The organism is Mesorhizobium oxytropidicola (assembly GCF_056174625.1).
The window spans coordinates 1,242,474-1,265,468 of record NZ_CM149692.1; the positions used below are offsets into that span (position 1 = coordinate 1,242,474).

General features: G+C 58.7%; 34 protein-coding genes. 22 read left to right on the forward strand and 12 right to left on the reverse strand.

What is annotated here, in order from left to right:
• Nucleotides 1-2 precede the first annotated feature (2 nt).
• Nucleotides 3-470: a TonB system transport protein ExbD gene (exbD, locus tag AC0V8S_RS06110; RefSeq protein WP_183464247.1), complete on the forward strand. Its 468-nt coding sequence runs from the start codon at nucleotides 3-5 to the stop codon at nucleotides 468-470.
• Entirely contained in the window at nucleotides 467-1,417 is a 951-nt protein-coding gene (locus tag AC0V8S_RS06115) for a TonB family protein (RefSeq protein ID WP_475437151.1), read from the forward strand. The genes exbD and AC0V8S_RS06115 overlap by 4 nt, the downstream gene beginning before the upstream one ends.
• 58 nt (nucleotides 1,418-1,475) lie before the next feature.
• Here AC0V8S_RS06115 and AC0V8S_RS06120 read toward each other — a convergent pair whose 3' ends face one another.
• The 6 genes from AC0V8S_RS06120 to AC0V8S_RS06145 all read right to left on the reverse strand — a co-directional run bounded on the left by AC0V8S_RS06120 (nucleotide 1,476) and on the right by AC0V8S_RS06145 (nucleotide 4,829).
• Entirely contained in the window at nucleotides 1,476-1,796 is a 321-nt protein-coding gene (locus AC0V8S_RS06120) for a hypothetical protein (RefSeq protein ID WP_183464245.1), read from the reverse strand.
• Nucleotides 1,793-2,062, reverse strand: a complete 270-nt coding sequence (locus AC0V8S_RS06125) for a hypothetical protein (RefSeq protein ID WP_475437152.1) — start codon at nucleotides 2,060-2,062, stop codon at nucleotides 1,793-1,795. Before AC0V8S_RS06125 ends, AC0V8S_RS06120 begins: the two co-directional genes overlap by 4 nt.
• Before the next feature lie 3 nt (nucleotides 2,063-2,065).
• Nucleotides 2,066-2,317: a hypothetical protein gene (locus AC0V8S_RS06130; RefSeq protein WP_183464243.1), complete on the reverse strand. Its 252-nt coding sequence runs from the start codon at nucleotides 2,315-2,317 to the stop codon at nucleotides 2,066-2,068.
• 67 nt (nucleotides 2,318-2,384) lie between these two features.
• Nucleotides 2,385-3,443 (reverse strand): SagB/ThcOx family dehydrogenase, encoded by a 1,059-nt coding sequence (locus tag AC0V8S_RS06135; protein ID WP_244661898.1) that lies wholly within the window; start codon nucleotides 3,441-3,443, stop codon nucleotides 2,385-2,387.
• 412 nt (nucleotides 3,444-3,855) lie between these two features.
• Nucleotides 3,856-4,605, reverse strand: coding sequence for a helix-turn-helix domain-containing protein (locus AC0V8S_RS06140; protein ID WP_095204337.1), 750 nt, complete (start codon nucleotides 4,603-4,605; stop codon nucleotides 3,856-3,858).
• Between the two features lie 35 nt (nucleotides 4,606-4,640).
• Nucleotides 4,641-4,829 (reverse strand): hypothetical protein, encoded by a 189-nt coding sequence (locus tag AC0V8S_RS06145; protein WP_183464240.1) that lies wholly within the window; start codon nucleotides 4,827-4,829, stop codon nucleotides 4,641-4,643.
• Nucleotides 4,830-5,091: 262 nt separating this feature from the next.
• On the opposite strand from AC0V8S_RS06145, the gene AC0V8S_RS06150 reads away from it, so the two are divergent.
• From AC0V8S_RS06150 to AC0V8S_RS06180, 7 genes are all read left to right on the forward strand, one after another.
• Complete coding sequence (locus AC0V8S_RS06150; RefSeq protein ID WP_475437153.1) at nucleotides 5,092-5,601, forward strand: integrase arm-type DNA-binding domain-containing protein; 510 nt, start codon at nucleotides 5,092-5,094, stop codon at nucleotides 5,599-5,601.
• Entirely contained in the window at nucleotides 5,585-6,295 is a 711-nt protein-coding gene (locus tag AC0V8S_RS06155; protein WP_475438582.1) for a tyrosine-type recombinase/integrase, read from the forward strand. The genes AC0V8S_RS06150 and AC0V8S_RS06155 overlap by 17 nt, the downstream gene beginning before the upstream one ends.
• 93 nt (nucleotides 6,296-6,388) lie before the next feature.
• Complete coding sequence (locus AC0V8S_RS06160) at nucleotides 6,389-7,372, forward strand: hypothetical protein (RefSeq protein WP_475437154.1); 984 nt, start codon at nucleotides 6,389-6,391, stop codon at nucleotides 7,370-7,372.
• A gap of 94 nt (nucleotides 7,373-7,466) precedes the next feature.
• Nucleotides 7,467-7,643 (forward strand): helix-turn-helix domain-containing protein, encoded by a 177-nt coding sequence (locus tag AC0V8S_RS06165; protein WP_475437155.1) that lies wholly within the window; start codon nucleotides 7,467-7,469, stop codon nucleotides 7,641-7,643.
• A 13-nt stretch (nucleotides 7,644-7,656) separates the two neighbouring features.
• Complete coding sequence (locus tag AC0V8S_RS06170; protein WP_475437156.1) at nucleotides 7,657-7,866, forward strand: hypothetical protein; 210 nt, start codon at nucleotides 7,657-7,659, stop codon at nucleotides 7,864-7,866.
• Nucleotides 7,863-8,411, forward strand: coding sequence for an HNH endonuclease (locus AC0V8S_RS06175; protein WP_475437157.1), 549 nt, complete (start codon nucleotides 7,863-7,865; stop codon nucleotides 8,409-8,411). The genes AC0V8S_RS06170 and AC0V8S_RS06175 overlap by 4 nt, the downstream gene beginning before the upstream one ends.
• The gene (locus tag AC0V8S_RS06180; protein WP_475437158.1) at nucleotides 8,411-8,935 is read left to right on the forward strand and encodes a hypothetical protein; all 525 of its coding nucleotides are present in this window, start codon (nucleotides 8,411-8,413) and stop codon (nucleotides 8,933-8,935) included. Before AC0V8S_RS06175 ends, AC0V8S_RS06180 begins: the two co-directional genes overlap by 1 nt.
• Before the next feature lie 254 nt (nucleotides 8,936-9,189).
• On the opposite strand, the gene AC0V8S_RS06185 is transcribed toward AC0V8S_RS06180, so the two are convergent.
• On the reverse strand, nucleotides 9,190-9,369 hold the full coding sequence (locus tag AC0V8S_RS06185) for a hypothetical protein (RefSeq protein ID WP_475437159.1): 180 nt from the start codon (nucleotides 9,367-9,369) through the stop codon (nucleotides 9,190-9,192).
• A 111-nt stretch (nucleotides 9,370-9,480) separates the two neighbouring features.
• Between AC0V8S_RS06185 and AC0V8S_RS06190 the strand changes: the two genes are divergently transcribed.
• Entirely contained in the window at nucleotides 9,481-9,885 is a 405-nt protein-coding gene (locus AC0V8S_RS06190; RefSeq protein ID WP_475437160.1) for a hypothetical protein, read from the forward strand.
• A gap of 32 nt (nucleotides 9,886-9,917) precedes the next feature.
• On the opposite strand, the gene ctrA is transcribed toward AC0V8S_RS06190, so the two are convergent.
• Nucleotides 9,918-10,613 carry a response regulator transcription factor CtrA gene (gene ctrA / locus AC0V8S_RS06195; RefSeq protein WP_475437161.1) on the reverse strand — a complete coding sequence of 232 codons (696 nt, stop codon included), beginning with the start codon at nucleotides 10,611-10,613 and terminating at the stop codon, nucleotides 9,918-9,920.
• Nucleotides 10,614-11,112: 499 nt separating this feature from the next.
• Between ctrA and AC0V8S_RS06200 the strand changes: the two genes are divergently transcribed.
• From AC0V8S_RS06200 to AC0V8S_RS06225, 6 genes are all read left to right on the forward strand, one after another.
• Complete coding sequence (locus AC0V8S_RS06200) at nucleotides 11,113-11,367, forward strand: hypothetical protein (RefSeq protein WP_475437162.1); 255 nt, start codon at nucleotides 11,113-11,115, stop codon at nucleotides 11,365-11,367.
• Nucleotides 11,368-11,369: 2 nt separating this feature from the next.
• The gene (locus AC0V8S_RS06205; protein WP_475437163.1) at nucleotides 11,370-12,392 is read left to right on the forward strand and encodes a hypothetical protein; all 1,023 of its coding nucleotides are present in this window, start codon (nucleotides 11,370-11,372) and stop codon (nucleotides 12,390-12,392) included.
• On the forward strand, nucleotides 12,392-12,742 hold the full coding sequence (locus AC0V8S_RS06210) for a hypothetical protein (RefSeq protein WP_183464230.1): 351 nt from the start codon (nucleotides 12,392-12,394) through the stop codon (nucleotides 12,740-12,742). Before AC0V8S_RS06205 ends, AC0V8S_RS06210 begins: the two co-directional genes overlap by 1 nt.
• Before the next feature lie 91 nt (nucleotides 12,743-12,833).
• On the forward strand, nucleotides 12,834-13,253 hold the full coding sequence (locus AC0V8S_RS06215; protein ID WP_475437164.1) for a hypothetical protein: 420 nt from the start codon (nucleotides 12,834-12,836) through the stop codon (nucleotides 13,251-13,253).
• A gap of 577 nt (nucleotides 13,254-13,830) precedes the next feature.
• Nucleotides 13,831-14,850: a hypothetical protein gene (locus AC0V8S_RS06220; RefSeq protein ID WP_475437165.1), complete on the forward strand. Its 1,020-nt coding sequence runs from the start codon at nucleotides 13,831-13,833 to the stop codon at nucleotides 14,848-14,850.
• Nucleotides 14,795-15,853, forward strand: a complete 1,059-nt coding sequence (locus AC0V8S_RS06225; RefSeq protein ID WP_475437166.1) for a hypothetical protein — start codon at nucleotides 14,795-14,797, stop codon at nucleotides 15,851-15,853. Before AC0V8S_RS06220 ends, AC0V8S_RS06225 begins: the two co-directional genes overlap by 56 nt.
• A gap of 272 nt (nucleotides 15,854-16,125) precedes the next feature.
• On the opposite strand, the gene AC0V8S_RS06230 is transcribed toward AC0V8S_RS06225, so the two are convergent.
• A complete protein-coding gene (locus tag AC0V8S_RS06230) occupies nucleotides 16,126-16,356 on the reverse strand; it encodes a hypothetical protein (RefSeq protein WP_183464227.1) in 231 nt (76 codons plus the stop codon).
• Between the two features lie 93 nt (nucleotides 16,357-16,449).
• Here AC0V8S_RS06230 and AC0V8S_RS06235 point away from each other — a divergent pair, with 93 nt between their 5' ends.
• The 3 genes from AC0V8S_RS06235 to AC0V8S_RS06245 all read left to right on the forward strand — a co-directional run bounded on the left by AC0V8S_RS06235 (nucleotide 16,450) and on the right by AC0V8S_RS06245 (nucleotide 18,242).
• Entirely contained in the window at nucleotides 16,450-16,923 is a 474-nt protein-coding gene (locus tag AC0V8S_RS06235) for a terminase small subunit-like protein (protein WP_183464226.1), read from the forward strand.
• Between the two features lie 102 nt (nucleotides 16,924-17,025).
• A complete protein-coding gene (locus AC0V8S_RS06240) occupies nucleotides 17,026-17,622 on the forward strand; it encodes a hypothetical protein (protein ID WP_475437167.1) in 597 nt (198 codons plus the stop codon).
• A gap of 257 nt (nucleotides 17,623-17,879) precedes the next feature.
• Nucleotides 17,880-18,242: a hypothetical protein gene (locus AC0V8S_RS06245; protein ID WP_475437168.1), complete on the forward strand. Its 363-nt coding sequence runs from the start codon at nucleotides 17,880-17,882 to the stop codon at nucleotides 18,240-18,242.
• A 77-nt stretch (nucleotides 18,243-18,319) separates the two neighbouring features.
• Here the strand turns inward: AC0V8S_RS06245 and AC0V8S_RS06250 are convergent, their stop codons facing one another.
• Nucleotides 18,320-19,156 (reverse strand): hypothetical protein, encoded by an 837-nt coding sequence (locus AC0V8S_RS06250; protein WP_183464223.1) that lies wholly within the window; start codon nucleotides 19,154-19,156, stop codon nucleotides 18,320-18,322.
• A 269-nt stretch (nucleotides 19,157-19,425) separates the two neighbouring features.
• On the opposite strand from AC0V8S_RS06250, the gene AC0V8S_RS06255 reads away from it, so the two are divergent.
• Together AC0V8S_RS06255 and AC0V8S_RS06260 are read left to right on the forward strand one after the other, a co-directional pair.
• Nucleotides 19,426-20,094 (forward strand): outer membrane protein, encoded by a 669-nt coding sequence (locus AC0V8S_RS06255; RefSeq protein WP_475437169.1) that lies wholly within the window; start codon nucleotides 19,426-19,428, stop codon nucleotides 20,092-20,094.
• A gap of 662 nt (nucleotides 20,095-20,756) precedes the next feature.
• Nucleotides 20,757-21,053 (forward strand): hypothetical protein, encoded by a 297-nt coding sequence (locus tag AC0V8S_RS06260; protein ID WP_183464220.1) that lies wholly within the window; start codon nucleotides 20,757-20,759, stop codon nucleotides 21,051-21,053.
• A gap of 48 nt (nucleotides 21,054-21,101) precedes the next feature.
• Here AC0V8S_RS06260 and AC0V8S_RS06265 read toward each other — a convergent pair whose 3' ends face one another.
• Nucleotides 21,102-21,332 carry a hypothetical protein gene (locus AC0V8S_RS06265; protein WP_475437170.1) on the reverse strand — a complete coding sequence of 77 codons (231 nt, stop codon included), beginning with the start codon at nucleotides 21,330-21,332 and terminating at the stop codon, nucleotides 21,102-21,104.
• 751 nt (nucleotides 21,333-22,083) lie between these two features.
• Nucleotides 22,084-22,320 carry a hypothetical protein gene (locus AC0V8S_RS06270; RefSeq protein ID WP_475437171.1) on the reverse strand — a complete coding sequence of 79 codons (237 nt, stop codon included), beginning with the start codon at nucleotides 22,318-22,320 and terminating at the stop codon, nucleotides 22,084-22,086.
• 225 nt (nucleotides 22,321-22,545) lie between these two features.
• Here AC0V8S_RS06270 and AC0V8S_RS06275 point away from each other — a divergent pair, with 225 nt between their 5' ends.
• On the forward strand, nucleotides 22,546-22,794 hold the full coding sequence (locus AC0V8S_RS06275; protein ID WP_475437172.1) for a hypothetical protein: 249 nt from the start codon (nucleotides 22,546-22,548) through the stop codon (nucleotides 22,792-22,794).
• Nucleotides 22,795-22,995: the final 201 nt, after the last annotated feature.

Below are 22,995 nucleotides of genomic sequence, written 5' to 3' on the forward strand. Positions count from 1 at the left end.
CCATGGGAAGCCGAATCCGACAGACCATGGACGACGATCTCGAGGAGAGCCACGAGATCAACGTCACGCCCTTCATCGACGTCATCCTGGTGCTGCTGATCATCTTCATGGTCGCCGCACCGCTGGCGACAGTGGACGTCAATGTCGACCTGCCGGGGTCGACGGCGACGCCGGCGCCCCGGCCCGAAACGCCGCTGTTCCTGACCCTGAAAGATGATCTCACGCTGGCGATCGGCAACGATAGCATGCCGCGCCCGGCCTTCGCGGCCACGCTGGAAGCCAAGACCAAGGGCGACAAGCAGACGCGCATCTTCCTGCGCGCCGACAAGGCGGTCGCCTATGGCGACCTGATGGAGGCGATGAACCTGTTGCGCGGCGCCGGCTATCTGAAGATCGCGCTGGTCGGCCTGGAGACGGCGCCGGCTGCCGATGCACCGGCACCCGCGCCAGCGGGAACCGCCGCGCCATGACGCCGTCCGCCGCCTTGCCCACGCTACAGCTGTCGCGCTTCGGCTGGCGCGATCTTGGCCTGTGGACAGGTGCGGCGGCGCTGGTGCTTGGCGCCCATGTCGCGGTCGCCTATGCGGTGCAGAGCTTCAGTCCGATCGAGATGGATGGCGGGCCGCCGCCGGCCCCGGTGATCGAAATGGCGCCGATGGTGGTGACGCCGGCAGTGCCCGTACAGGCCGCGATGCTGGATGCGGCGATGCCCGACCAGACCGAACCCGTCGAGGAGACCGAAAAGATCGCCGAAGCCGAGCCCGAGAAGGTGACCGAACAGGCCGAGCCGACCGCCGAACAACCGGAAACGGTGCCGCCCGACGAGACGCAGCCGACCCAGACAGCCGGGGCCGAACCGGTCGATCAGCCGCCACCGGATGCGGTCATTCCCGACGTTGTCGAGGCCGCCGCGCCGGAGGTTGTCGTTCCGCTGCCGCAGCCGAAGCCGGTCGAAGAGCCCAAAGAAAAGAAACTGGTCCAGGCCAAGGCGAAAAGGCCTGTCGAAAAGCCCAAGCCACGGCCAAAGAAGGAAAAGGCCGAACCGGCAAAGACCGTCGCCACCGCAAGCGCTGAGACAACGCCGGCGGCCAAGACGGCAGCGCCGAAATCGGCGGCGGGGGTTTCGGGCGTCAGCCCGGCCAAGTGGGAAGCCCGGCTGACGGCATGGATCAACCGGCACAAGCGTTATCCCAGTGCTGCGAAATCCAGGGGCGCGCAGGGCAATGTGAACGTGACCTTCACGGTGGATACGTCCGGCCGGGTGATGTCGGCCCGCGTGGCCCGTTCTTCAGGCGATCCCGACCTCGACCGCGCCGCGCTCGCCGTGCTGCAGGGCGCAACGGTGCCGGCACCGCCGCCGGAACTCGGCGCGCGCGTCAGCCGCACGGCGCCGTTCGTGTTCAATTTGCGGAATTAGAGCAAGGGCTCGGCCTGACCAAAGACTGGTATTGTCCGACCTTCGTAAGAAACCGCAGTCAGTGGCTCATCGACTGGCACAGCGCTTCGACCTGCTCCAGATAGAAGCGGCATTTCGTGCGCAGGATCCTGAGGTTCGGATCGTCGGCGCCGTTGATCTCGATGGTCTGCATCATGAAGTCGAAATGGACGTGAAAGGCATCCGCCGCGCCCCAGAGGCTGTCGGCCTGCCAGGTGTCGGCCATCGCCATGGAAATCAGCTGCCGGGCCTCGACGCACGCGGCATCCGGCGATGCCGGCCGGCTGGCGATCAGGACCTGGAGCCGACCAAAGACGCTGTCCCTGGCGTCGGCGCTCCTGATGGGTGCGATCATGTTCATCGGCGGGTCCCCCTCGAATCTCTATGCATAATGTCCTTTTGCGGGCTGCTGGCGATCAAGGCAGGGATCGCGGCGGTGTCGGACGGCCGGCCCCTGATGATGTTGGCAGTTTCAGCGTCGGCCTGCTCCAGCCAGTAGACCATGTTGGGGCGGTCAAGGTCGGCTGCGGCCTTTTTCAGGGGCGGCAGCAGGCTTTGCAGCGCACAGATGGTCTCCCACCGGTTCGGCCGCGAGCCGGCCGGCGCGCACAGAACCGACGGTTGCATTCGCTACGCTCTCCTTGGCAGAGCGTGGCTTTCCTTTGCATTCGGCTTGGGATGCATCGGGTTGCCGCTGAGCTGCGCATGCCTTGCCGGCCGCGCGCCGCGCAGGACATCGAAGGCTTCGGCATAGGCCATGCCCAAGAGATAGGAGATCATGGGAAAACGGCTTGCTTCGGCCATCTGCACCAGCTCATTGCTCATCGATGCGATATATTGAAGGCTATCGATCTCTGACTGACGTAGGGTCTGATTTGGCACGTTCTTCTCCTGTCATCTGGTGGAACTCAGGGAACGCGTACTGGTTGCACTGGACATTATAAGATGGCTAATTAATTGACTGACCCACCGAATGCGGGCTTGGTTCCGGGGTTGAAAGTGTCAACGCATAGATGGGTGCGTCGGTAAGGCGGTCGAGGCCGAGAAGGCGCTTGATCGCTGAATGGCTGAGCGCTGCCGTGGGGCAGGCCGACAGACCATGCCTGGTCGCCGCCAGCATCATGTTCTGGCCGATATGGCCGGCCTCGATCAGCACGACGCGATAAGCGTTGGCATCCTCATATTTCCACATGGTGCGGTCGAGCCTGGCGCAAAGCAGGATCAGGCAAGGCATGGCGTCAGCCCATTCTTGCCCGCCGACCAGCTCGGAGATCTTCGGCAGATGGTTGGCCGAGATTCTGCCGAGGTCGTGATCGGCGGCCGAATAATGATAGACGCCGGGCTCCAGACCCTCGACGCCAAGCGCAACCACATAGGCCTCATAGGGGTTCCGGGCGCCGCCAGAAGGGGTCATGCCCAGCGGCAGGGTGCCGACGCAGTTGCTGGTCTCGCCGGTAATGCCCATGCCGGCGAACAGGCAATCGGAAAGCTGCTGCGCAGTGATGGTGGGGGCGGCCGCGGTGCGGTTGGTGCGGCGCCGCGCCATCAGCGTCAGGAGTTCGTTGTCGTCGAGTGCGTTGGGCAGCCGTATGGCGCCGGCGACATTCTTGAGCATGAGGTCGGGTTGCGCGACATGGCCGGCGCGTTCGATCTGGCGTGCCTCGGCCTGTTCAATGGTCATGAACTCCGCGTCCTGGACGCAGAAGTGCATCAGCGCGGTCGGGATGCCCCAGCTCCACTGTCCGGAGAATTTTGTTTCCTGTTCAGCCAGCGGCGAACCGGCGGTGACCAGGGCGGAAAAATCAAGCAATTGCGGGACGACGGCATTGAGGTCGGATTTCGACCATCCGTGGGTGCGTGCGATTTCGGCTGTGGAGGCCCATTCGTCCCAGGATGCAAGAAGGCCGATCACCTCGGGGCTGCATTCGAAGACGCTTCTGGTCAGGAAGTTGCAGGCCGTGACCTTATTGGTCCCGGGGTAGAAAACAAGCGTTTTTGAAGAGCGCATTTTCATGATGCTGAATGCCGTTTTGTGAATGTGAGGCGCCGACAAGCGAGAGCCGATCGGCGCCGAACGACTTCAGCGCTTGTTGTAGTGCATGCCCTGCGAGAAGAAGACGGTCTGCGTGCCCGCGGCAACCGTCAGCTTCGGGGCATTGTTCACTTTCTTGGCCATTTTCGTCCCTTTCCCGACCCCCCAATGGGATCTGTTGAAAGATCCCCACAGCGGGATCCGCATGAAGAAAGGTAAGGTCGAAAGAGTTAATGGTTTGTTAAAATTGTAGTAAAGCCAACGTGATCTAAAATATCTTTCTTGGTGGTAAAGTCTAAAAAATCGATTTTGCTCAAATATGGAGTAGGCAATCGCTAGCATACGCTTTTTCGGGATAATCTTATTCTTATTTAGCGTAACCGATCCGCTAGCCCAGCCCGTCCCGGGCAAGGCTGACGACGAGCTGATCGATGCCCGGGTCGTCAAGCTTGATGACATGCGCCATGCGGATCGCATGGCGTGGCCGAATACCGGACATATCCTGCCGCATGATGACTGATACGAATGCCGGCCCAGCCTCGGTCAGAAGCATGGCCTTGCCCGTCAGCACCGGTTCGGAGATGGGCGCCCACTGCACGGAGATTAGCGACGGTTCGCCGGTCTGGCGGCGGTTGACGCCGCTGAAATAGATCCAGTTCAGGCGTGAGATCGCCACGCCATAGTGGTTGCCGCGTGCCCGCGCCCATGTCGAGCCACGGCGCTCCGACCATCCGGTCACCCTGCGGAATGTGACCAGTTCGGCCTCGCGCCGCACGAAGGTCACCGACCGCATCAAGAGGTCGGAACGGGTGGGGATGGAAAAGTAGGTGAAATAGGTGCCGCCCGCGATCGATGGGGCGGGTGGGCGGATCATCTGGTTGAACAGGCTTTCGGAAATCGGCGGCAGGCCGGGATCCCTGGGCTCGGGGGTACCAGGATCCTGGTAGAGTTCCGCTTCGTCGATGCGGAAGTAGTCGCAGATCAGCTTGGCAGTGGCTTTGTTCGGAACGGTCTGCCCCTGCAGGTAACGCTCGAACTGCGTGCGGTTGATCCCCAACTCACGGCATACCGCGCTAACGGAGGCATGGTCCTTGCAGAGCCGTCTGAGATTTGCAGCGAGGTTCTCGCGAATGGACACGTCTTTGCTTTCACAGGCGAATTCTTCATTTCGACTCAGGAATCCATATAGCGCCTTCGGTCGCCCCCGCCGAAACGCCTTGTCACAACACACAGAAAAAACTGATTTGGGAACGCCAGTCTAATGGGACGGCTTTCAAAAAAAATAGCGCCGATTCCGGCAGCGGCCATCGCCATAAGTCCAATTGACAATTGCCTTGCCGCGGAGATGGCGAAATCACCCATGGCTTTTTCCGGGGGGCTTTGGCGCCGAACGCCGCATCGCGGTGTATAGGATGGTGCTTGCGCCCTGGTGGCGCAGCAGAACGGCGGAAAAAACCGATTGTTCCGATGGTGGAGCTGAGGTCCACCGAACTAGCGTTTCCGGGCGTCCCACACCGTCTCCGCTTCCATTGAAAATAATGTGCTTTTCCCGTTGAGCGTCTAGGACCGTCCCATATTGTATTGTACTATCCCCACTTCGAAATGGGGATAAAAGTGGGGATGGATGGCCCGGACGCTTCACAAACTCTCTGATGTCGCCGCGAAAGCTGAAAAGGCGCCTGGTCGTCATAGCGACGGCGGCGGCCTCTATCTGTGGGTTTCCCCTACCGGCTCCAAGTCCTGGCTTTTCATGTGGACCAAGGATGGCAAACGGCGTGAGATGGGCCTGGGCGCCTATCCCGTCGTCACGCTTGCTAAGGCCCGAGGTAAGGCTAGCGAGTGCCGCACTGCGGTTGAGGAAGGCCGCGATCCAATCGCAGAGAAGGCGAAGGAAGCAGAACCGACTTTTGGCGAGTGCGCCGACAAGTACATCGCCACCGTGAAATCCGAATGGCGAAACGCGAAACACGAATATCAGTGGAACCAGACACTCACTAGCTTCTGTGGCAGTCTGAGGCCTAAGCGCGTCTCCACCGTTACAACCGAGGACGTGCTGAAAGTCCTGTCGCCGATCTGGCAGCAGAAAGCCGAAAACGGCATCGAGGCTTCGCGGTCGGATAGAGCGCGTTCTTGAATTCGCGAAGGTGAAGGGTTGGCGATCGGGCGAAAACCCCGCAGCATGGCGCGGCAATCTGCGAAACCTCTTGCCTAAGCGCCAACGGCTTCAGCGCGGTCATCAGCCGGCAATGCCCTATCAGGATATCCCCGCATTCGTGACACGGCTCAAGGCGCTTGAGGCAACTTCGGCTCGGGCCTTGGAGTTCACCGTCCTGACTGTTGCAAGATCCGGCGAGACTCTTGGAGCGAAGTGGAACGAAATCGACTTCAAGGGCAAGCTCTGGAACGTGCCCAAGGAGCGCATGAAAGCCGGTGAACCGCATACGGTACCGCTGTCTACGCGAGCTTTCGCGATCCTGGAGGCGCTGTACGAGCATCGGGGGGAGGGCGAGTATATTTTCACCCGAGATGGTGAGAATGCGCTTTCCGACATGTCGATGATGATGCTGTTGCGCCGAATGAAGCTGACCGAGATCACGGTGCATGGCTTCCGATCTGGCTTCCGCGATTGGTGTGGTGACGCCACCACGTTTCCAAGAGAAGTTGCCGAGGCGGCCTTGGCTCACAAGGTGGGGGATGCTGTGGAGCGGGCGTATCGCCGGTCCGATGCGCTGGAGAAGCGCCGCAAGCTCATGCAAGCATGGTCGGATTATCTTGCTGCGGCCAAAACCGGAAACGTGGTGAAACTAACTCGGGTCCGAAAGGGCTAGAACGAACCCGCAGGGATAGGACGGCCATCCGACAAGCCGGTAACACCACCGGTTTCCCTGCGGCCTCTGTGGTGCATTCGCAAAGGTGTTGCGATGACGGCCGACCCACTATCGGATGACCAAGAACGAGAGCGCCTCTTGGAAGCGGTCCTTCACGGCAAGAAGCCCAAGGATGCTGAGGCTGAAGCGGCGCGGCTCGGGATACCTCCGCTAAAAGCCTTTCCAGATCCAAAGCTGTTCGACCCAATGTCCCAGCAGACCTGGACATTAATTATGGCGATCGCTTGGATCTCGTGGAGAACGCCGGCAGCAGTTCGCGAATGCTGGGACGAATACCGAGAGAATTGCACTGTCTGGGAGCGCCACGATTGGAGGGTACCTTCCGAAACGGGCGAGCCAAAATTGATCAGGGGATGGTCACTCGTGCCCTGCAAAATGATGACGCTTCTCCGGTTAAGGACAATCGTTCAAACCATAACCAATCAGCGATACGCGAATCCGCAAACTCCCACGACGGCATGGTTTAGTGGATTGCCTGAAGACGCAGAGCATTCTTTGAGTGTGGCCGAGGCGGAGAATGAGCTTTGGCGATATCTGGGCGATGAATCACTTTCAGCGACAGCCGTTGGTAATTCTTCCGCAGGCCGCCCGATCCCAATACCGTCTTACGAATGGGCGTACCTTAAACCAACGACTAATGGAGATTTGAGCTTTAGAGATGCCGACGTGGGTGAGCGGAGTGTCGCACCATCTCAAGTCGAGTATTATGATGTCAGGTTTCGTCGCGCGGACCTTTGCCGTCTGTGGCCCAACCCGATCCTGCCGACTGCTAGCACCAAGACCCGGCGGCATTCTGCTGGCGCTCTTCAGGCGTGGTGCAAAGACAAAGTAGATTGCTTCCTGGCGCGAAATCAGAAGTCGTGGAACCAGGAGGAGCTTTGGCTTGAGGTGAAAACTAAGCTTGGGGACGTGCCGCGTCCTAAATTTCGCGCGGCTTGGAAGGCTGAGGCCATTAGATTGCCCAACTGGAATAAAAAAGGCCCTAGAGAACCGCGAAAATCTAATTCGGCCAAATAATTCAAGCGGCCGATTTGCCGAATTCGACGGCCGAATTTCCGGCCTCAATATTCTCCGTATGCACCAACGTCCCGGTGCGATTACGGAGAAATAAATGACCAAGATCGCAGTTTCAGTAGAGGAAGCCGTCGAAATGTCCGGCATCAGCCGGAGCGGCCTCTACAAGATGTTCCAGGCGGGCAAGCTTAAACCCCGCAAGAACGGCAAGCGCACTCTGGTACTAGTTTCTGAACTCAGCGCCCTCATCGAAAATCTGCCGGTGGCAGCGTAAGAGGGCGCGTCAAATGATCAAAGAAAAAGCCGCCGGCTCGTCGAGCCAAAGCGGCTTGGTAGTCAATGATGTAGCAATCAACTTCTACCAAGCCCCCACTGGAACTTCAATTGAAATCGACGATGGCTCGTATGCCATTGCAACGGTTGCCGCCCGCTTTTCGCTCTCGGCGAGCCTCGCATTCGATGTCTGCCGCATGGCAGGGCTAGGGGTGCGCGGATGAGCCGGAAAACAAGCATTGCCGAGTATCGGAAAAGACAGCCGGCACTCACTGCAGAACGCGCTCGTGAATTGCTGATCTACGATCCCGAAACTGGCGCGCTCCGGTGGCGCGTCCCGAGAGGCGTCGCAAGCGGCGCCCTGGCAGGAACCAGGACCGCTGACGGCTATACCCAGGTCGAAATCGATTACCGGCTATACCGTGCTCACCGCGTCATCTGGCTGATGATGACGGGCAAATGGCCGAAGCATCTTGTCGATCATCGAAACGGCAGGCGAGCCGACAATCGGTGGAAAAACCTGCGTGAAGCCACCCCCTTGCAAAATGCCAGGAACCGCAAGCTGGGGAAGTCCAACACGAGTGGCATTGTCGGCGTGTCCTTCATCGCTAGCCGGAAGAAGTGGCAGGCGTTTATCGGTCTCGACAACCAGATCGTAAAACTGGGCCACTTCGAAGACAAAACCGACGCAATATCAGCTCGGCGAGAGGCAGAGCGCCACCATTATGGCGAGTTCGCCTCAGAGCTTTCATGCGGAGGTGCCGTCTGATGAGCGGTCGCACCTTCACCAAAGTCGCGCCGGCCGTTTGGCGGTCCCGCCGTTTCATCGGGCTGCCTGACGAAGCAAAGGTCGGCTTCCTCTACCTGCTGAGTAATGCGCATGTGACCAGCGCGGGGGTTTACGAACTCCCGCGCGGTTACGCCTGTGCTGATCTCGGCTGGACAGAAGCAGCATACGAGAGCGTTCTCAAGGAACTCATCGAGGTGGGGCTGATCGACCATGATCCCGATCGCGATGTGATTCTGATTGAACGCTGGTTCCGCCACAATCCGCCGACAAATGATGACCACGCCACCGGCACGCGCCGCCGGCTCCAGGCAATCGAAAGCGACAAGCTGCGAGAGAAGGCGGTGGCCGCGTTCGATGAGGCCAACGAGGTCAGAATTCAGCGTGAGTCGCAGAAGGCGGCTGAGAAGGCTGCTAAGGCCGCAGGCAACGCCAAATCGGTCTCCCAGATCATCGGCAACACGTCGCGGCTGATGGGCACGAGGATCATGCAGGGTGGCTCATGACACCCTGTAGACACCCTGTAGTGACCCTGTCCACACCCTGTATAGGGGTGGTTTCACACCCTGTGACACCCTGTCCACACACCAAGACCAAGACCGAGACCTTAGACCGAGACCTTAGACCGGGAGGAAATCGCGAAGGCCGAGTCCGTCACCAACGTCGCAGGGCTTTGGAGGGAAGAGGTGCCAAGATCGAACGTCAGCGCCCTCCCATCGAAACTAGGCGTTTCGTCGGTAAGCGGTCTACCTGGCGTAAGCTAACTACCGCCGGCCAAGCGGTCGACGGCGTCGACCACAGTTCTTATCCTGCTGCGCAAGGCGAGATTTTCGGCCAACATTTCTTCGGTCCGTTTGAGCGCGAGCTCGGTTCGCTCGATGCGCTCCCTGGCATTGGCGAGTTCAGCATCGGCCGCCATCCCGTGGCCGTGGGTTTCCAAGTTGTACATCATGAATAGCTAACTCATGGCCGAGCGGTTCGTTCCCCTTGACCAGGCTTCTCACATTGCAGGTAGGCTTGTGGCTATTGGGAAAAGACGGTTAGATTGGGAATGAGACTTTTGCACTTCAGCGCCATAACGATAAGCACCCTGGGACTTGGTGTCGTCGCTACCGAGGCGAAGCCGGTTCAACTGACCGCCGATCAAATCGGAGTCGTAGAGCAGACCATAAGATCCCTGCTGAAAGACCAAACGAACGTAACATTCGGCAAACCCGGTGCGACTACATCTTCAACCGGGTCAGTCATCGTTTGCGGTAGGTATAATGCAAAGAGCGGCTTTGCAGGCTATTCCGGCGAGACTGCCTATAGGGGCCAGTTCGATAGCGCTGACACCGGGACAAAATACCTGCCAGCCTTCGACATTATCACAATGCCTGAAAATCAATCAGAAACCGACGATCTGATAAAGCGCTGCGCCAGTTTAGGCGTCGATGTGCCGCCGATCGGCAAATAGCCTTGTCTCATCGGCCGCAACCGCAGAGCCGTTCAGGCACTTTCTTGCATATGCTGGGGCTCTCGCAGGACATAACCCCGCCCCCAAACGGTCTCGATGAAGTTCTGGCCGCCGGAAGCAGCGGCAAGCTTTTTGCGCAGTTTGCAGATGAAGACGTCGATGATCTTCAGTTCCGGCTCGTCCATGCCGCCATAGAGGTGGTTAAGGAACATTTCCTTGGTCATCGTGTTGCCCTTGCGCAGCGAGAGCAGCTCCAGAATCTGGTATTCCTTGCTAGTCAGGTGTACGCGCTGGCCGCCGACCTCGACGGTCTTGCCGTCCAGGTTCAACACCATATCGCCGGTGGTTATGACGGACTGGGAATGCCCCTTCGAACGCCGTACAACTGCATGGATGCGGGCCACCAGTTCGTCCTTGTGGAACGGCTTGGTCATGTAGTCGTCGGCGCCGAAGCCGAGGCCACGCACCTTGTCTTCTATGCCGGCCATGCCGGACAGTATCAGGATCGGGGTCCTCACCTTGGAAAGGCGAAGCGTCCTCAAGACTTCGTAACCCGACATATCGGGCAGAGTCAGATCGAGCAGAATGATATCATAGTCGTAGAGCTTGCCGAGATCGACGCCCTCTTCACCCAGATCAGTCATATAGATATTGAAACGTTCCGACTTCAGCATCAACTCGATGCTTTGTGCAGTTGGTCTGTCGTCTTCAATCAGCAGAACGCGCATCTTATTGCCTTCTGGGGTGACGGCGGCTCGTGGACTGCCTGAGACCGTGAGCGCTGAGTAGTGGCCGAAGCTGACATCGAATGGTTAACAAATCCTCACTTCGCGCAGTGCCCTGCACCAATCGTTAACGATAAGTGCATTGGCCAGAGGATATGCCGTGCAGACAGTTTCCCTAATTCCCGGTGCTCCGGACGCTAAACCATTTCTCAAGGTGGTGTCTGGATTTCGAAAATTATTTGCGAGTGCGTGTGATTTTAGGAATATTTTTGCGTTTTTGACACCGCGCGCCCAAGGCTGCCGTTCAAAATGGACACCCGGAGATACGGTGGGATACCCGGGGACGCACTAGGACAAATCATTGAAATTATTGGCTAAATTTGCGCCAAAGGATGCTTTCGGCTAGGGTGCTGTCACTACATTTGCGGCTGATTTGGCCGTTCTGAACCCTAGGATTGGCCAAGTGCTGGTTTGCATTCGAAGAAATGGGGAGCACCGGGCCGTGGCCCCTGGCTACGTACCCAGGAGAGGCGAGCGCCTTAAGCGAACCGTTCTGAAATCGACGGTCCAGGACAGGGTTATTGCCGCCGGCAAATGGCCCGAAGCATTTGCCGTGCTGATGGCCAATCCAGTCCTGTTTGCGCGCTGGTTCGTACCGTGTCGGCCGGCAGTCTATTCCGACGATCCGGACACGGTGAAGGTGATCCAATCTCTCGGCCTAGACCCCGCAGAGATTCTTGCGCCGGAGACGGTGTAGCAATGCCCCGCAACGGATCTGGCGTCGCGACGCAGCCACCCGGCACAGCCGGCGTGCCCAATACCCCCATCCAATCCGGCCCTTACAACACATTGACAGCCGACGTTTATAACGAACTGACCAACAGCTTGCCGATCGCCGGAACGAAAGCGATGGGTGCTAATCTTCCAATGGGTGGGAACCAGGTCGTCAATGCCGCCGACCCGACATCGGCTCAGGCGCTTGCAACGAAAAATTACGTCGATACGACATTCGTTGCCAAGGCTACCGCCCGAGAAGTCCTTACTGCTGCTCGCACCTACTATGTCCGAACCGACGGCAATGACAGCAACACCGGTCTTGTCAACAGCGCGGGCGGCGCTTTCCTGACCATCCAAAAGGCCGCCAACGTTATCGCTGCGCTTGATTGCTCTACTTTTCAGGCGTTCGTACAGGTTGTTGACGGGACATACACTGCCGGTACTTCCCTTCCTCCCTATCTCGGTTCCTTGCCGCCAGTAATTAAAGGCAACAACGCCACCCCCGGAAATGTGATTATCAGCACGACCGGCGCAAATTGCTTCACCAATGCCAGCGGGCAAACGTGGAGTGTCCGCGACATGGAATTGCGGTCGACGACGACGGGCATCCATCTGTCATCGACGAGCGGGCTTATCCAGTATCAGAATATTCGCTTCGGAACGTGCGCCGAGGGTCATATTTTCGCCTTCGGCGGCAAATGCCAGGCTACCGGTGCATATTCGATCGTCGGCAATGCGCAGTTTCATATGGCTGCAGTAAACGGCAGCGTTGTGGCTAATGGCATAACCGTCACGCTATCAGGCACGCCAGCATTCTCCGATGTCTTTGTCCGAGCCGGGCGGGCTGGTGATATCGATTGCTTCTCCAGCGCTTTTTCTGGGTCCGCAACGGGTCAGAGGTATGACGCCCTCACTGGCGGCGCGATCTTCACCAATGGCGCCGCCATTACTTATTTCCCCGGGAGCGTTGCCGGCGTGGCTAGGCTTGGAGGGAATTACTTCTAATGGGCGCCTTCAAATCAGACGACCTCGCCGGCTTCTGGATCAAGGCCACGGTTTCCGCTGGCGTGCCGACGAACGCCGCTAGCTTCAATGTTGGCAGCATCACCGATACTGGCTTAGGCATTCTGACCGTCACACTGACGACGGCCTTTTCGACGGCCAACTGGTGCTGTCAATGCGCGGCCGAACTTACGGCGACAACCTACGCCGTTGCCAATGCGCGGCGCACCAATATCAGAAACGCAGCGCAGGCGGCGGGCAGCGTGGCAATCGACTGCATCGATAACACGGCAACAACCAACTTGGCCGCCGATCCTACGGCTTGGCATGTGGCCGGATGGGGGACGCAATGATGGATGCTTCGGCAATAGTCGCGGTCAGCTTTCAGGACGGAAGCGTTGGCCGGATGCAGCTTTCGGCGGATCGGCCGATGAGGAGATCCAGGTGCAAGTCGACCAAAATACCGAGACCTGGGCCGCCATCGGCCTGAAGGCGGTTTCGTGGCATCGCTGCGAGTTGACCGATTTCCCGGTTGATCACCATGATTTCCGCAATGCATGGACTGTCGCTGACGGTAAGATTGTGGTCGATCTGGAGAAGGCCAGGGAAGTCACCAGACAGCGCCTACGGGCGGAACGTGCGCCGGTCCTCGCAGAAAAAGATATCGACGCGTTCAAGGCCATGGAAGCCGGGGACACTGCAGCATTGGCCGTGGTCTCTGCCGAAAAGCAGCGCCTGCGCGACATCACCCAATTGCCGGCGATCGAGGCCGCAAAAACCATCGCTGACCTGCGAGCGGTAAAGCTCGGTGGTCAGCAGTCCCCGGCGCTCGACCTCAACCCCTCAACTATCCTCGCGCCGTAAGGAAACACCTCAAATGCGCCTGACTGATCAGATCATTGTGCGAATGTCCCTGAGGAAAAGCGCCACCTTTTCGCAGTCGCCCGCTCTCGTCACATGACGCTAAGCGAGCTGATCCGCCGTGCTGGCAAATTGTGCGAAACGGGCGCCCTCTAAGATGGCCAACTGGTGGGACTCTTCGCCTGTTGTAGTGCCGCAGGTGCCGACAACTCCGGCGTCGGCGAATGACAGCGATCAGTGGTGGAGCGGGTCTCCTGTCGTCGGCTCTCCCAGGCTTGTTCCGGTCGACCACGACCCTTGGGCGCCGCAAAATATTCCCGCGCCTCCGCCCGGCTTTGTTCTCCAGTCGGCGCCTGCCGATGGCAACTCGTCGAGCGGCCAAGGTCCGGACATTCCTGCTCCGCCTCCCGGCTTCAAGCTCGTACCAGTCGACCATGATCCGTTTGCCGAGCCATATGGTGCTCCGCCTCCGGGCGTCATCATCCATGGCGCTACCACGGACTCAATCTCCGATCGGCCGGACCTCTCAATCGTTCGTCCGAGCGACAATGGCGGCGACCGAAACACGGCTATTCAGGATATGGCGCTGCTCAAGCGAGCCAGTTCTGGGCTCGACAGTACGCGCGCCCTCGCCCCCACATTCCAGGGCGTTTCCCTTGGCGGCGGCGACGAGGCGGTTTCAGCTGCTGCTGCGGCTATCGCGGCGGCCAAAGGGAACAATTTTCAGGATAACTACGATGTAAATCAAGCCGCTCAAAAACAGGTGCTGGATCGCCAGTTTGCGGAACACCCTTATCTTTCAGCAGGTGGACAGTTGGCGGGCGCTTTGCTTCCGGGTCTTGGCGGTGCCGCACTGGCGTCCTCAGGCGCGCGGATCCTTGGCGGGGGCATCTTGCCGGTGCTGGGTGCAAACGGCGTTGTAGGTGCCGGCATGGGCGCTATCCAAGGCGCTCTGAGTGCCGACCCCGGCAATCGCCTGGCAGGCGCGAAGACAGGCGGCGAATGGGGTGGCGGACTCGGCGTTGCAGCTGTTCCGGTTGGATCTGTCGTAGGAAAACTCGTCGGCGCGGGCGCGCGAAAGGTCATCGACGCTTACTACGGCTTGATGCACGGGGGAATTGTCCCGGGACAAGCCGCGAAATCCCTTGTGGCCAACCTTGCTCGACAAGGCGACACCGTGTCCTCCGCTCTACAGAAACAGGCGGATCTCGGGCCGGGTGCAGTGTTGGCTGACACCGGGCCAGCCGCGCAAGGCCTCGCGGCTCGTATGGCGACGACTGAGACCGACGTTTCGCCTCAGATGGCTCAGAACCTCGCGGCCAGAGCGGACCAATTCGCACCACGCATCAATTCCGCGGTGGATTCCGCAGCTGGGCCGGATATCAACGCTCCTGCGCAAATGAGCGCCCTCAAGGCGACCACGGCGGCAAACGGCGCGGCAAATTACGCGAAGGCAGCAGCGAATACGACGCCGATCGATGTAACTCCTGTGATCGCGCAGATTGACTTCGCAGGTTGTTCCAAGCCAGATGGCGGGGAATGCGATGGATCCTATTTCCAGCGCTCTCCTGAAGGCTCGCAGCTACATCGCCGGCAATAACTTGAGCAAAGGCAGCCTGGAGGTCCTGCACCGCGCACAGGACGCGATTGATGATGCGGCTTCGTCTGCCTTCCGCAGCGGCGACAACGCGCAGGCGCGCGCCCTGTGGGGCGTCAGGACGAAGCTCTTGAACCAGATGGACGCGGCGAATCCCGAGTATGCTGCGGCCCGCTCTCAGTATGCGTCCGACAAGAGCATCGAAAACGCTTTCGAAAATGGCCGCTCGATCTTTGCCCCACGGGTGGATGGCAAAGTCTACGATCCAGATTTGCTTAAGTCCCGCCTGGCCTCGATGTCTCAGCCCGAGAAGGACGCTTTCCAACTCGGCACGCGCAAGGCGCTGACGGACACCATGGGCCAAGCGCGAACCGATGCGGCCGGCGTCAAGACGCGCCTTGCGAACGAAAACGGCTATGCCACTCAGAAGCTGAGGCAGGTAATCGGCGATCCGCAGACCGATAGCCTACTCAAGGAACTCGACAGCCAAGCCGCAATGCAGGCGACGAACAATGCCGCTTTGAACGGCTCAAAGACCGCGATGGCCACTGCGGCCGATGCGGATATTCCGCAACCGAAGTTGCTCAACCAGGCAGGAGCGGCAGCGGGCGGACATGGCGGTGGGGCTCTTTCCGGTGTCCTCATTGGCGAGCAACTTGCAACCTCCCTCGGTTTGCCACCGGTTCTAGGATCTGTGGCCGGCCTTCCGGTGAGTTGGCTTGCCGGGAAGGGCTCCCGCATGGTGGCAGATGCAATCAACTCCGGACGCGCGGCAGCCAATACCGTCGCTAGGTCGAGCATGGCGCAGGTTCTTACGTCACCAGCACAAAAGAACGTTACGGACGCGCTCCTCGCCTATGAACGGTCGTCGCCTGTAGCGTCCGCTATGAGCGAGAAAGCCAAGATGATTGCGCGGGCTATGATGATGGAGGGTGGCGCAAATGGGCAGACACTAGCGCCCGCTATCGTGCCTCGCCCGACGCGCAGCTTCCAATTGCCATGGTAGGTGGCCGGCACGTCGATTGCGGATATAGCCAACAGCCATCATGGCGACGAATGCCGCAATCATCACGCCGAAACCGGGCCAGCCAAACGCCTGGGAGGTCCAATTGGTGATGGGCCGAAGGACAAGCCCGACGACCCACATCATCGGAATAAAAACGGCAAGGCAGAGCGCGTAGTAAAGCCATCTCGGGATCATGGCCGAGAACATAGGAGAGAATCGATGAAATCGGAAAGAGATGAAGGTGATCCAGTCAACGCGGCCCAATGTTGTTTTCAGTGAAGTTTCAGCGGATTGCCGTTTTGCGACCCGACATGCTTCACCAGCTTTTCTAGGAAGAATCCGTGCGGCCCTGCTCGTAGTTCTGACGGCATATCGTCCAATATGACCTGCAAGCTTCCTTTCAGTTTCTGCTCGTCGATCGCCCCCTGTTCGATCAGCGAAAAGATTATCGCGTATAGCGCCCCGAAGAGCCCCGCACCTTCGTCGGTCGGTTTCCAGTCCATTCGCTTCTCCTGAAAAGAGGATCATGCCGTCAGGATTTGGAAGAGTCGAGAACGCGCGTTTCAATACTCCGTAAAGGCGACAAGGAACTGAGAATGGCCAGACCAAGTGAATTCACCAATGAGATAGCCACCGCAATCTGCGAAAGGTTGGCGGAGGGGAAAAGCCTTCGTTCGATCTGCCTTGCGGACGACATGCCCTCTAAGACAACAGTGCTGCGCTGGCTACTCGATCCAGATCGCTCCGAATTTTGTGACCAGTACACGCGTGCGCGTGAGATCCAAGCCGACATTCACGTCGATGACATGGTGGATATCGCCGACGATGGCAGCAACGATTTCAGCACCAAGGAAAATGCGGACGGATCGACCTATCAGCAGGTCAACAGCGAGCATATCCAGCGGTCGCGCCTCCGCGTCGATACTCGCAAATGGGTTGCGGAGCGCATGCGGCCCAAGAAATACGGCAACAAGGTAATGACCGAGCTGTCAGGCACGGTCGAAACTTCAATCGGGAGTCTGCTCGCAGCCGTGGACGGAGCCACAAGGGGCCTCCCGGGCGGAAAGTGACACACCTCACGTCAAAATGATTGGCCTTCACGGAGATACGTCTTTGAACACGGTCGTTCCGCTCAAGAAACAACCCGCCGCCTCGCCCAGAATGGCGCCGATATGTCAGTGCCGGCCATCTCGCCCGAGAAGGCTGAGCGCGAAAAGGCAACACTGGCCAAGCACTATGCTCGGCGCAGAAAGGCGCCCGTCGTACCCCGGATCAAGGTTTCCGGCATCCAGATAACGAACGACCATCCCGACCAAGATGTCGGCTGCGCTCTGCTGAAGGAAGCAATGGGCACCACCAGCGACGATTTCGCAAAAGGCATGATCGGGCAACTGGTCAACATCGGCAGCCAAGGCCAGGTAGTGGACGAATCCGGCACCAACTTCGCCCTTGCAATCGTTGGCGGCATTGCACCTCAGGACCAGGTCGAGGCGATGCTGGCCGCCCAGATGGCAGCGGTGCATATGGCGACAATGACCTTCGCCAGGCGGCTTGCGAACGTAGACACCATTCCGCAGCAGGACAGCGCAGAGAAGACGTTCAACAAGCTCGCACGCACCTTCTCCGCCCAGGTAGAGGCGTTGAAGCGCTATCGCAGCAAGGGCGAGCAGCGAGTCATTGTGGAGCGCGTCACCGTCGAGAAGGGTGGGCAAGCCATTGTTGGCAACGTCGCCCACGGGGGTGGGGTGGGTCAAGAAAATGACCGGTAACCGCATGCAAAGCGCCCACGCTGCCCCGAGGTGCCACGCCAAGAGCAAGCGCAGTGGCGTGAAGTGTCAGGCTCCTGCTGTTCGGGGAAAACAAGTCTGCCGCATGCATGGAGCGCGAGCTGGAGCACCCAAGGGGTCCGCTCACGGCCAGTACAAGCACGGTCGATACACGTGCGAGGCAGTGGCCGCCCGGCGCGCTTATGCCGATCTCGTGGCCTGCGCAAACGAAACGATCCGCAACATTACCGGAGGCGCTTATGAATGACGAGCTTCAGCGACCGACTGCCAGCGGAGATCTTCGACGGGCAACCAGCGTAGCGCAGGAGATGGCTTCGGCGGTTCGGCTAAATTCCCTGGGTGCGCCAACGCAGGGCGATCACCTGCTGAAGTTGCTGGTTAGCCTGATTGGTTCACGATCTGAAACCCCGGCCGACGCACTGGCCTTTGCGGCCACGGCGCGCGCCTTGCTACCGTTGGCATTCGCATCTGTTAATGATGCTGGCGAGCGCATGGCGACCGAGTGCGTCCACCACCTGATTGATCGCACTATTGAAACCCTGGAGAGCATTTCCGGCCTTCGGGCCGAAACATTCACCGGAGCGGGGCCGGCGGTGAATTAAGGTTGCTGTTTACTTGTCAAAGCCTGACATTTCGGCCCCCGCTAGCGCCGTTCGCACCCTGCTCAGGAGATATCGGATCAACGCATTTCGAGGGCCTGGCGCTCGCCGAACGACGCGTTGCTCCGATAATATGACTGGTAGGTGCGACAGCGTTCGTGATCATGGAAAGTTGTGTAGACCGCATATTCGCCTGTGAGTTTAAACACGATGCCGTTTTCATTCTCAGGCGTAAAACTCGCAGACCTAAGCCTGAAAACCGATACATCACCCATGTCGAATTCTGGTCGCGGCGCATTGGTCGCGCCTGGGCTCTGATCATAACCCGACGAAAAAGCATAGAACCGAGCCATGGCATGTTCTATTTTCGCTCTGAAAGCTCGGTCCTTTTGCGCCCTAACGGACTTGGACAGGACTTCATATTCTTGGTCATCAAACACCTGATTCGTCTTTTCTCCACCGAATATCGTACGGCGCAAGATCAACATTTTTGAAATCTCAACGTACCTATCCGCCACCTCGTCTTCAGAGAATGAGAACATTGCTGCCTCGTACGGCACAAAATGTCTGGTCCCCAGTAATTCGAACTCTCGGTAGTATTTGAATTTCTGGGTTATCGAATGGAGATCCGCATTGCGCCGCTCGGGATCGGCGGCGACAATCTCCCTCTGATATCGCCACGCCTTGTCATAGGCCGTGAGCATCGTATCCGGGTTGCTTACCATAAGAATATTCGCCATCTCGCGGCGTAGAACCTCAAGATAACGGCCTTCTGCCTCTTCAACGTTTCGCTTGAGTTCGTAAGTGGACGGTTGTTCCAATTCCGCCTTGTCTTTCCTGGCTACCCAAGCGGATCTACCGCAAAGCACGCCAACGCAGAAACCACCAATCAAGCCTATTCCAACGGCGTCGATCATTTGGTCTGTTCCTGTGGACTAAATTATTTCTGGCTAGTAGACATCAAGCGCAACAGCACAGCAAGAACGTTTACAGCGGGCCCGCGATCGGCGCCCGGTGTTCTTCACATGCATTCCTGACTACGAGGGCCAGCAGCGGGAGCGGAACCGCGACTGGAAGCCGGCGTTCGATCGTTAGTTCGATAATAATTCCAACTTGTTGCAAAAGTAGCGCAGACTCTCGGCTAAAAAATGGGCAAAGCTGTACCTGGTCATTGGAGACGACGGCATTGAAACTCGCTCTCATCTGTTCCGCTGCGTTCCTGGCAGCATCTTCGCCAGTCTTGGCGGCCGACCTCGTTGAGCCGGTGGCCGCAATGCCATACTCATGGACCGGCTTCTATGTCGGTGCTCAAGTTGGAGGCGCATGGAATAACAGCCGTTGGTCGCCAGTAAGCACTCCGGGCTTCGTTCCCTTCAATACAAACGGGTCGGGAGTCGTGTACGGCGGCCAGATCGGCTACAATTATCAGATCAACCAATTCGTTATTGGCATCGAGGGTGACTTCGCAGGCTCGACTGTCAAGGGCGACGACCAATGTTCGACCACCGCAGGTACAAACTGCGAGACCAAGCAGGACTATCTGGGTTCGGTGCGCGGACGCCTTGGCTACGCAGTTGACCGTTTCCTGATCTACGGCGATGCCGGTGTTGCCTTCACGAAATACAAATTCGCGGAGACCGATTTTCCGCAGTCGTTTGGTGGCGGGGCAAGGGTCGGCTGGACGGCAGGCCTCGGCGCTGAATATGCTTTCACCGACCATTGGACCGCTGGCGTTGAATGGAACTATTACGATTTCGGCTCGAAAGATGGCGCGAGCAGCCTGATTCCGGCCAACGTGCTCAGCGCTCGCGAGACCGAGAACACTGTCGTCGCCAGAATTAACTACAAATTCTGAGATACGTGTCGGACACTTAAGCCGAGTTCTTTCGCCAGGCGATAGTGCAGGCGAATTCTTGCCCGCACGCTCCAACGGACGCACGAAGCGCTGTTGAAGACTGTAACATCACCGGCGACGATGCACCGTTCATCCGATGGAATGGGACAGGGGCCGGCGCGGCCGCCTAGATGACCCGCCACGGATCTTCGGTTCGCAACCAACCCCTCCGCCGCTCGTTGCTCGTTGACCTATGCTGGCTGATCCTAGCACCCAGACCATGGCCCGCTGCCGAAAGATGGCGGCAATTTTAGCGTTAGCTTGACAACCGTCATGGGCCGAAGGCACCTTGGTGCAGAGGGAGAAACACAGGGGATAATCGTGAAGAAGTACGAGAAGCCGACACTCATCAAGCATGAGCGCCTTTCCGAGGTCACTGCGCAGGTAGTGACATCGAGACCCGTCGCCTAACGACAATCTGACGGACTATCTGACGCGCCCGCTGGCTCCGGCCGGCGGGCTTTTTTATTTGCTCGGCCGTCGCGCAGGGAATTTGAGAATCGTGGCGTCCGGTGCCAGCTCCAGCGGATCATGCCCCGGCTCTTCGTGCCAGAAGACCTGCCTGCGCGGAACAAATTTCGCGCATTGAAGTTAGGTAGGGGCTGGTTAAGGGGGACTCCGCGATGCTTCTTGCCTTGGACGACGCGTTATCGACGGCTGTGTTGGCCGGCAGAGGAGCGGATGCGGAAATCTTCGGCGTGATCGATCTCACCAGTAAAACCGAAACCCGGATCAGCGCCATCAGCTTGGGGCGGGCCATCCAGTTCGTCGCCAACGCATCCGTGCTTGGCTACGATGTTCGCGGCGCAATGGTCGTGTACGGGGAACCTGGAACGCCTAGCTTGAGGGTCTGGGACTGCGAACATCTATGGACGCAATATGGTGGCGCTCTGCTCCAGCCTCCCGAGCACAAGCGTTAAATTCGCTTATCCGTAAGGCGAAGGTGCTTATGCCGTGGCGGGGGACCATTATTCACCACCCGGGGCGACTGTCCCGGAGACAATGCCCGGCTCTAAACTCGGCCCAGAACGGGGCACTCGGGATTCTTCGGCGATCATCAGAAGCGCCTCCAATGTGACTGCGATTCCGGACATCAGCGCGGAAATATCAGTGTTCCCACCGGGCAACGCTAGTTCGTTCGCCCTACATTGCATGCTCGCGCTCAGTTCCTTGAGTTTCAGGCGCAGGTCGTCGTCCATAGTCACTCTCCGGTTTTAGGCCCGCAGAGGAACGCTCCTACGGACAACCAGTTCCGGGCGTTGTGATCGTGGTCAGCTATTCAAACCCGCGTATTTCCAACGGTGACGCCTGGGCCTGAACAGGTCAATGTGATGGGCAGAGGATGCCCAGACGCATAGACCGTAGGCCGTCGCGAAGGAGATCAGAAGGGCGGTCGCGATAGGTAGACGGTGCATGGCTGGGCTGGTCCTCTTTGTTGCAGACCCGCCTACAACCCCCTGCAACCGGATGAGTTCTCCATAAAATGTTTACCTTAGCCGCATGGTTAAAGAACGGGGTAGGCGATCGGCCGCGTGCTAGCTCGCCCACTCCGTTCGCCACTTCAAGTCGATGCCCTGGGTCAAGACCTCGGCTTCATAACCATGTGAGGCGGCAATTCTCGGAGCCTTGCCAACACATCATCGCTTTTGGAATCGTACGGGTATTCCTTCCCGTCGTAGCGGACGTTCCAGCGATCACCTTCCTTGAAGACGTAATACTTCGCACCCGCCATCGGATCTCCCACCGAACACGCGTGGGACATTGCTTAATTAGCAAACCACGGCGGTGACCTCTCTTCAAGCTTGCACCCGTTCAGAGGGCTTGGCGCCCTGGGCGTCACTGGCATGGCCGCCGCCGCTCCGGCGTCGCTGGTCACCGCCTACTGGACAGACATTTGGCGCATGCTGCGCGGCGGTGAAGGAAGTTAAATTCTTGACGTTCTAGTCCACGCTATATCCCGAGGGTCAGTGCAACACACAGAGCCGGCACGACAACAAGGCCGATCGCCATGACTACTACAAAGACAACGCCAAGTCGCTCCGTTCGTCTGACAAGATCCTCAATCTTGTCGTCCTCCGCAGAAAAGACGTGGCCCAGCACCGACGAGGTATCTGGAGCAGGGGTATTGTTATCATTTGCGGCATGACCTGCGCCGTCATGGGCTGTGGTTCTGTCGACAAAGGTCACTGCCTGCCTCGCTTCTAAGGAATCCACTAAGAGTCGCATCCATGACAGGGCGCGCGCCGTCCTCCAAGGGCGGCGCCAAGGGTGCGGTCGTAACGTGCTTGCCGGGCTTCCGTTGCGGGACAGGGACTTCAGTCGGGGGCTCCCCGGACCTTAGCCTCACAGCGGAACGCAAATGCGTGGGCGCCGTTGCTCAACCGTCATAAACTGAAATTGGAGAGCAAAATCATGGCCGACGGCCCTACAGTTGTAAATTCGGGAGGTGGCGGCGGCACTGCGGTCGCCATTGTTCTCGCCATCATAGCAATCGTCGTTTTGTTGATATTCACCGGCGTTATCAACGTCCACGGTGGTGGCGGACAGGACATCAACGTAAAGGTTGAAGCGCCCAAGGTTGAGGCGCCCAAAGTCGAGGCGCCCAAGGTTGAAGCTCCTGCGAAGCCAGCAGCTCCGGCACCGGCTGCCAATGGCGGCTAAAGATTACACAGGGCCGCCAACTAGTTTTGTGCGGCCCGACGCCTATCGCCGCTAATGACAGGAGTGAGGGATAGACAGCCCGTTGGGGTGGTATGAAAGCCGATGAAGCTATTGCTCTGCGCCTTTGCAGTCCTGCTTTTCACGGCCATCGGTTTTTGGCTGGTGGCCGAATTGCTGATTTCCGGACGGTCGTTTTCTTGA

Bases quoted from the DNA above. Each gene is read 5' to 3' on its own strand.
- AC0V8S_RS06180 (WP_475437158.1), top strand. From the start codon at position 8,411: ATGAGCGGTCGCACCTTCACCAAAGTCGCGCCGGCCGTTTGGCGGTCC.
- AC0V8S_RS06120 (WP_183464245.1), bottom strand. From the start codon at position 1,796: ATGAACATGATCGCACCCATCAGGAGCGCCGACGCCAGGGACAGCGTC.
- AC0V8S_RS06250 (WP_183464223.1), bottom strand. From the start codon at position 19,156: ATGATCGACGCCGTTGGAATAGGCTTGATTGGTGGTTTCTGCGTTGGC.
- AC0V8S_RS06175 (WP_475437157.1), top strand. From the start codon at position 7,863: ATGAGCCGGAAAACAAGCATTGCCGAGTATCGGAAAAGACAGCCGGCA.
- AC0V8S_RS06125 (WP_475437152.1), bottom strand. From the start codon at position 2,062: ATGCAACCGTCGGTTCTGTGCGCGCCGGCCGGCTCGCGGCCGAACCGG.
- AC0V8S_RS06225 (WP_475437166.1), top strand. From the start codon at position 14,795: ATGGATCCTATTTCCAGCGCTCTCCTGAAGGCTCGCAGCTACATCGCC.
- ctrA (WP_475437161.1), bottom strand. From the start codon at position 10,613: ATGCGCGTTCTGCTGATTGAAGACGACAGACCAACTGCACAAAGCATC.
- AC0V8S_RS06260 (WP_183464220.1), top strand. From the start codon at position 20,757: ATGCTTCTTGCCTTGGACGACGCGTTATCGACGGCTGTGTTGGCCGGC.
- AC0V8S_RS06135 (WP_244661898.1), bottom strand. From the start codon at position 3,443: ATGCGCTCTTCAAAAACGCTTGTTTTCTACCCCGGGACCAATAAGGTC.
- AC0V8S_RS06145 (WP_183464240.1), bottom strand. From the start codon at position 4,829: ATGGGTGATTTCGCCATCTCCGCGGCAAGGCAATTGTCAATTGGACTT.
- AC0V8S_RS06190 (WP_475437160.1), top strand. From the start codon at position 9,481: ATGAGACTTTTGCACTTCAGCGCCATAACGATAAGCACCCTGGGACTT.
- AC0V8S_RS06210 (WP_183464230.1), top strand. From the start codon at position 12,392: ATGGGCGCCTTCAAATCAGACGACCTCGCCGGCTTCTGGATCAAGGCC.
- AC0V8S_RS06235 (WP_183464226.1), top strand. From the start codon at position 16,450: ATGGCCAGACCAAGTGAATTCACCAATGAGATAGCCACCGCAATCTGC.
- AC0V8S_RS06265 (WP_475437170.1), bottom strand. From the start codon at position 21,332: ATGGACGACGACCTGCGCCTGAAACTCAAGGAACTGAGCGCGAGCATG.
- AC0V8S_RS06170 (WP_475437156.1), top strand. From the start codon at position 7,657: ATGATCAAAGAAAAAGCCGCCGGCTCGTCGAGCCAAAGCGGCTTGGTA.
- AC0V8S_RS06240 (WP_475437167.1), top strand. From the start codon at position 17,026: ATGTCAGTGCCGGCCATCTCGCCCGAGAAGGCTGAGCGCGAAAAGGCA.
- AC0V8S_RS06150 (WP_475437153.1), top strand. From the start codon at position 5,092: ATGGCCCGGACGCTTCACAAACTCTCTGATGTCGCCGCGAAAGCTGAA.
- AC0V8S_RS06220 (WP_475437165.1), top strand. From the start codon at position 13,831: ATGGCGCTGCTCAAGCGAGCCAGTTCTGGGCTCGACAGTACGCGCGCC.
- AC0V8S_RS06160 (WP_475437154.1), top strand. From the start codon at position 6,389: ATGACGGCCGACCCACTATCGGATGACCAAGAACGAGAGCGCCTCTTG.
- exbD (WP_183464247.1), top strand. From the start codon at position 3: ATGGGAAGCCGAATCCGACAGACCATGGACGACGATCTCGAGGAGAGC.
- AC0V8S_RS06245 (WP_475437168.1), top strand. From the start codon at position 17,880: ATGAATGACGAGCTTCAGCGACCGACTGCCAGCGGAGATCTTCGACGG.
- AC0V8S_RS06165 (WP_475437155.1), top strand. From the start codon at position 7,467: ATGACCAAGATCGCAGTTTCAGTAGAGGAAGCCGTCGAAATGTCCGGC.
- AC0V8S_RS06115 (WP_475437151.1), top strand. From the start codon at position 467: ATGACGCCGTCCGCCGCCTTGCCCACGCTACAGCTGTCGCGCTTCGGC.
- AC0V8S_RS06205 (WP_475437163.1), top strand. From the start codon at position 11,370: ATGCCCCGCAACGGATCTGGCGTCGCGACGCAGCCACCCGGCACAGCC.
- AC0V8S_RS06230 (WP_183464227.1), bottom strand. From the start codon at position 16,356: ATGGACTGGAAACCGACCGACGAAGGTGCGGGGCTCTTCGGGGCGCTA.
- AC0V8S_RS06275 (WP_475437172.1), top strand. From the start codon at position 22,546: ATGGCCGACGGCCCTACAGTTGTAAATTCGGGAGGTGGCGGCGGCACT.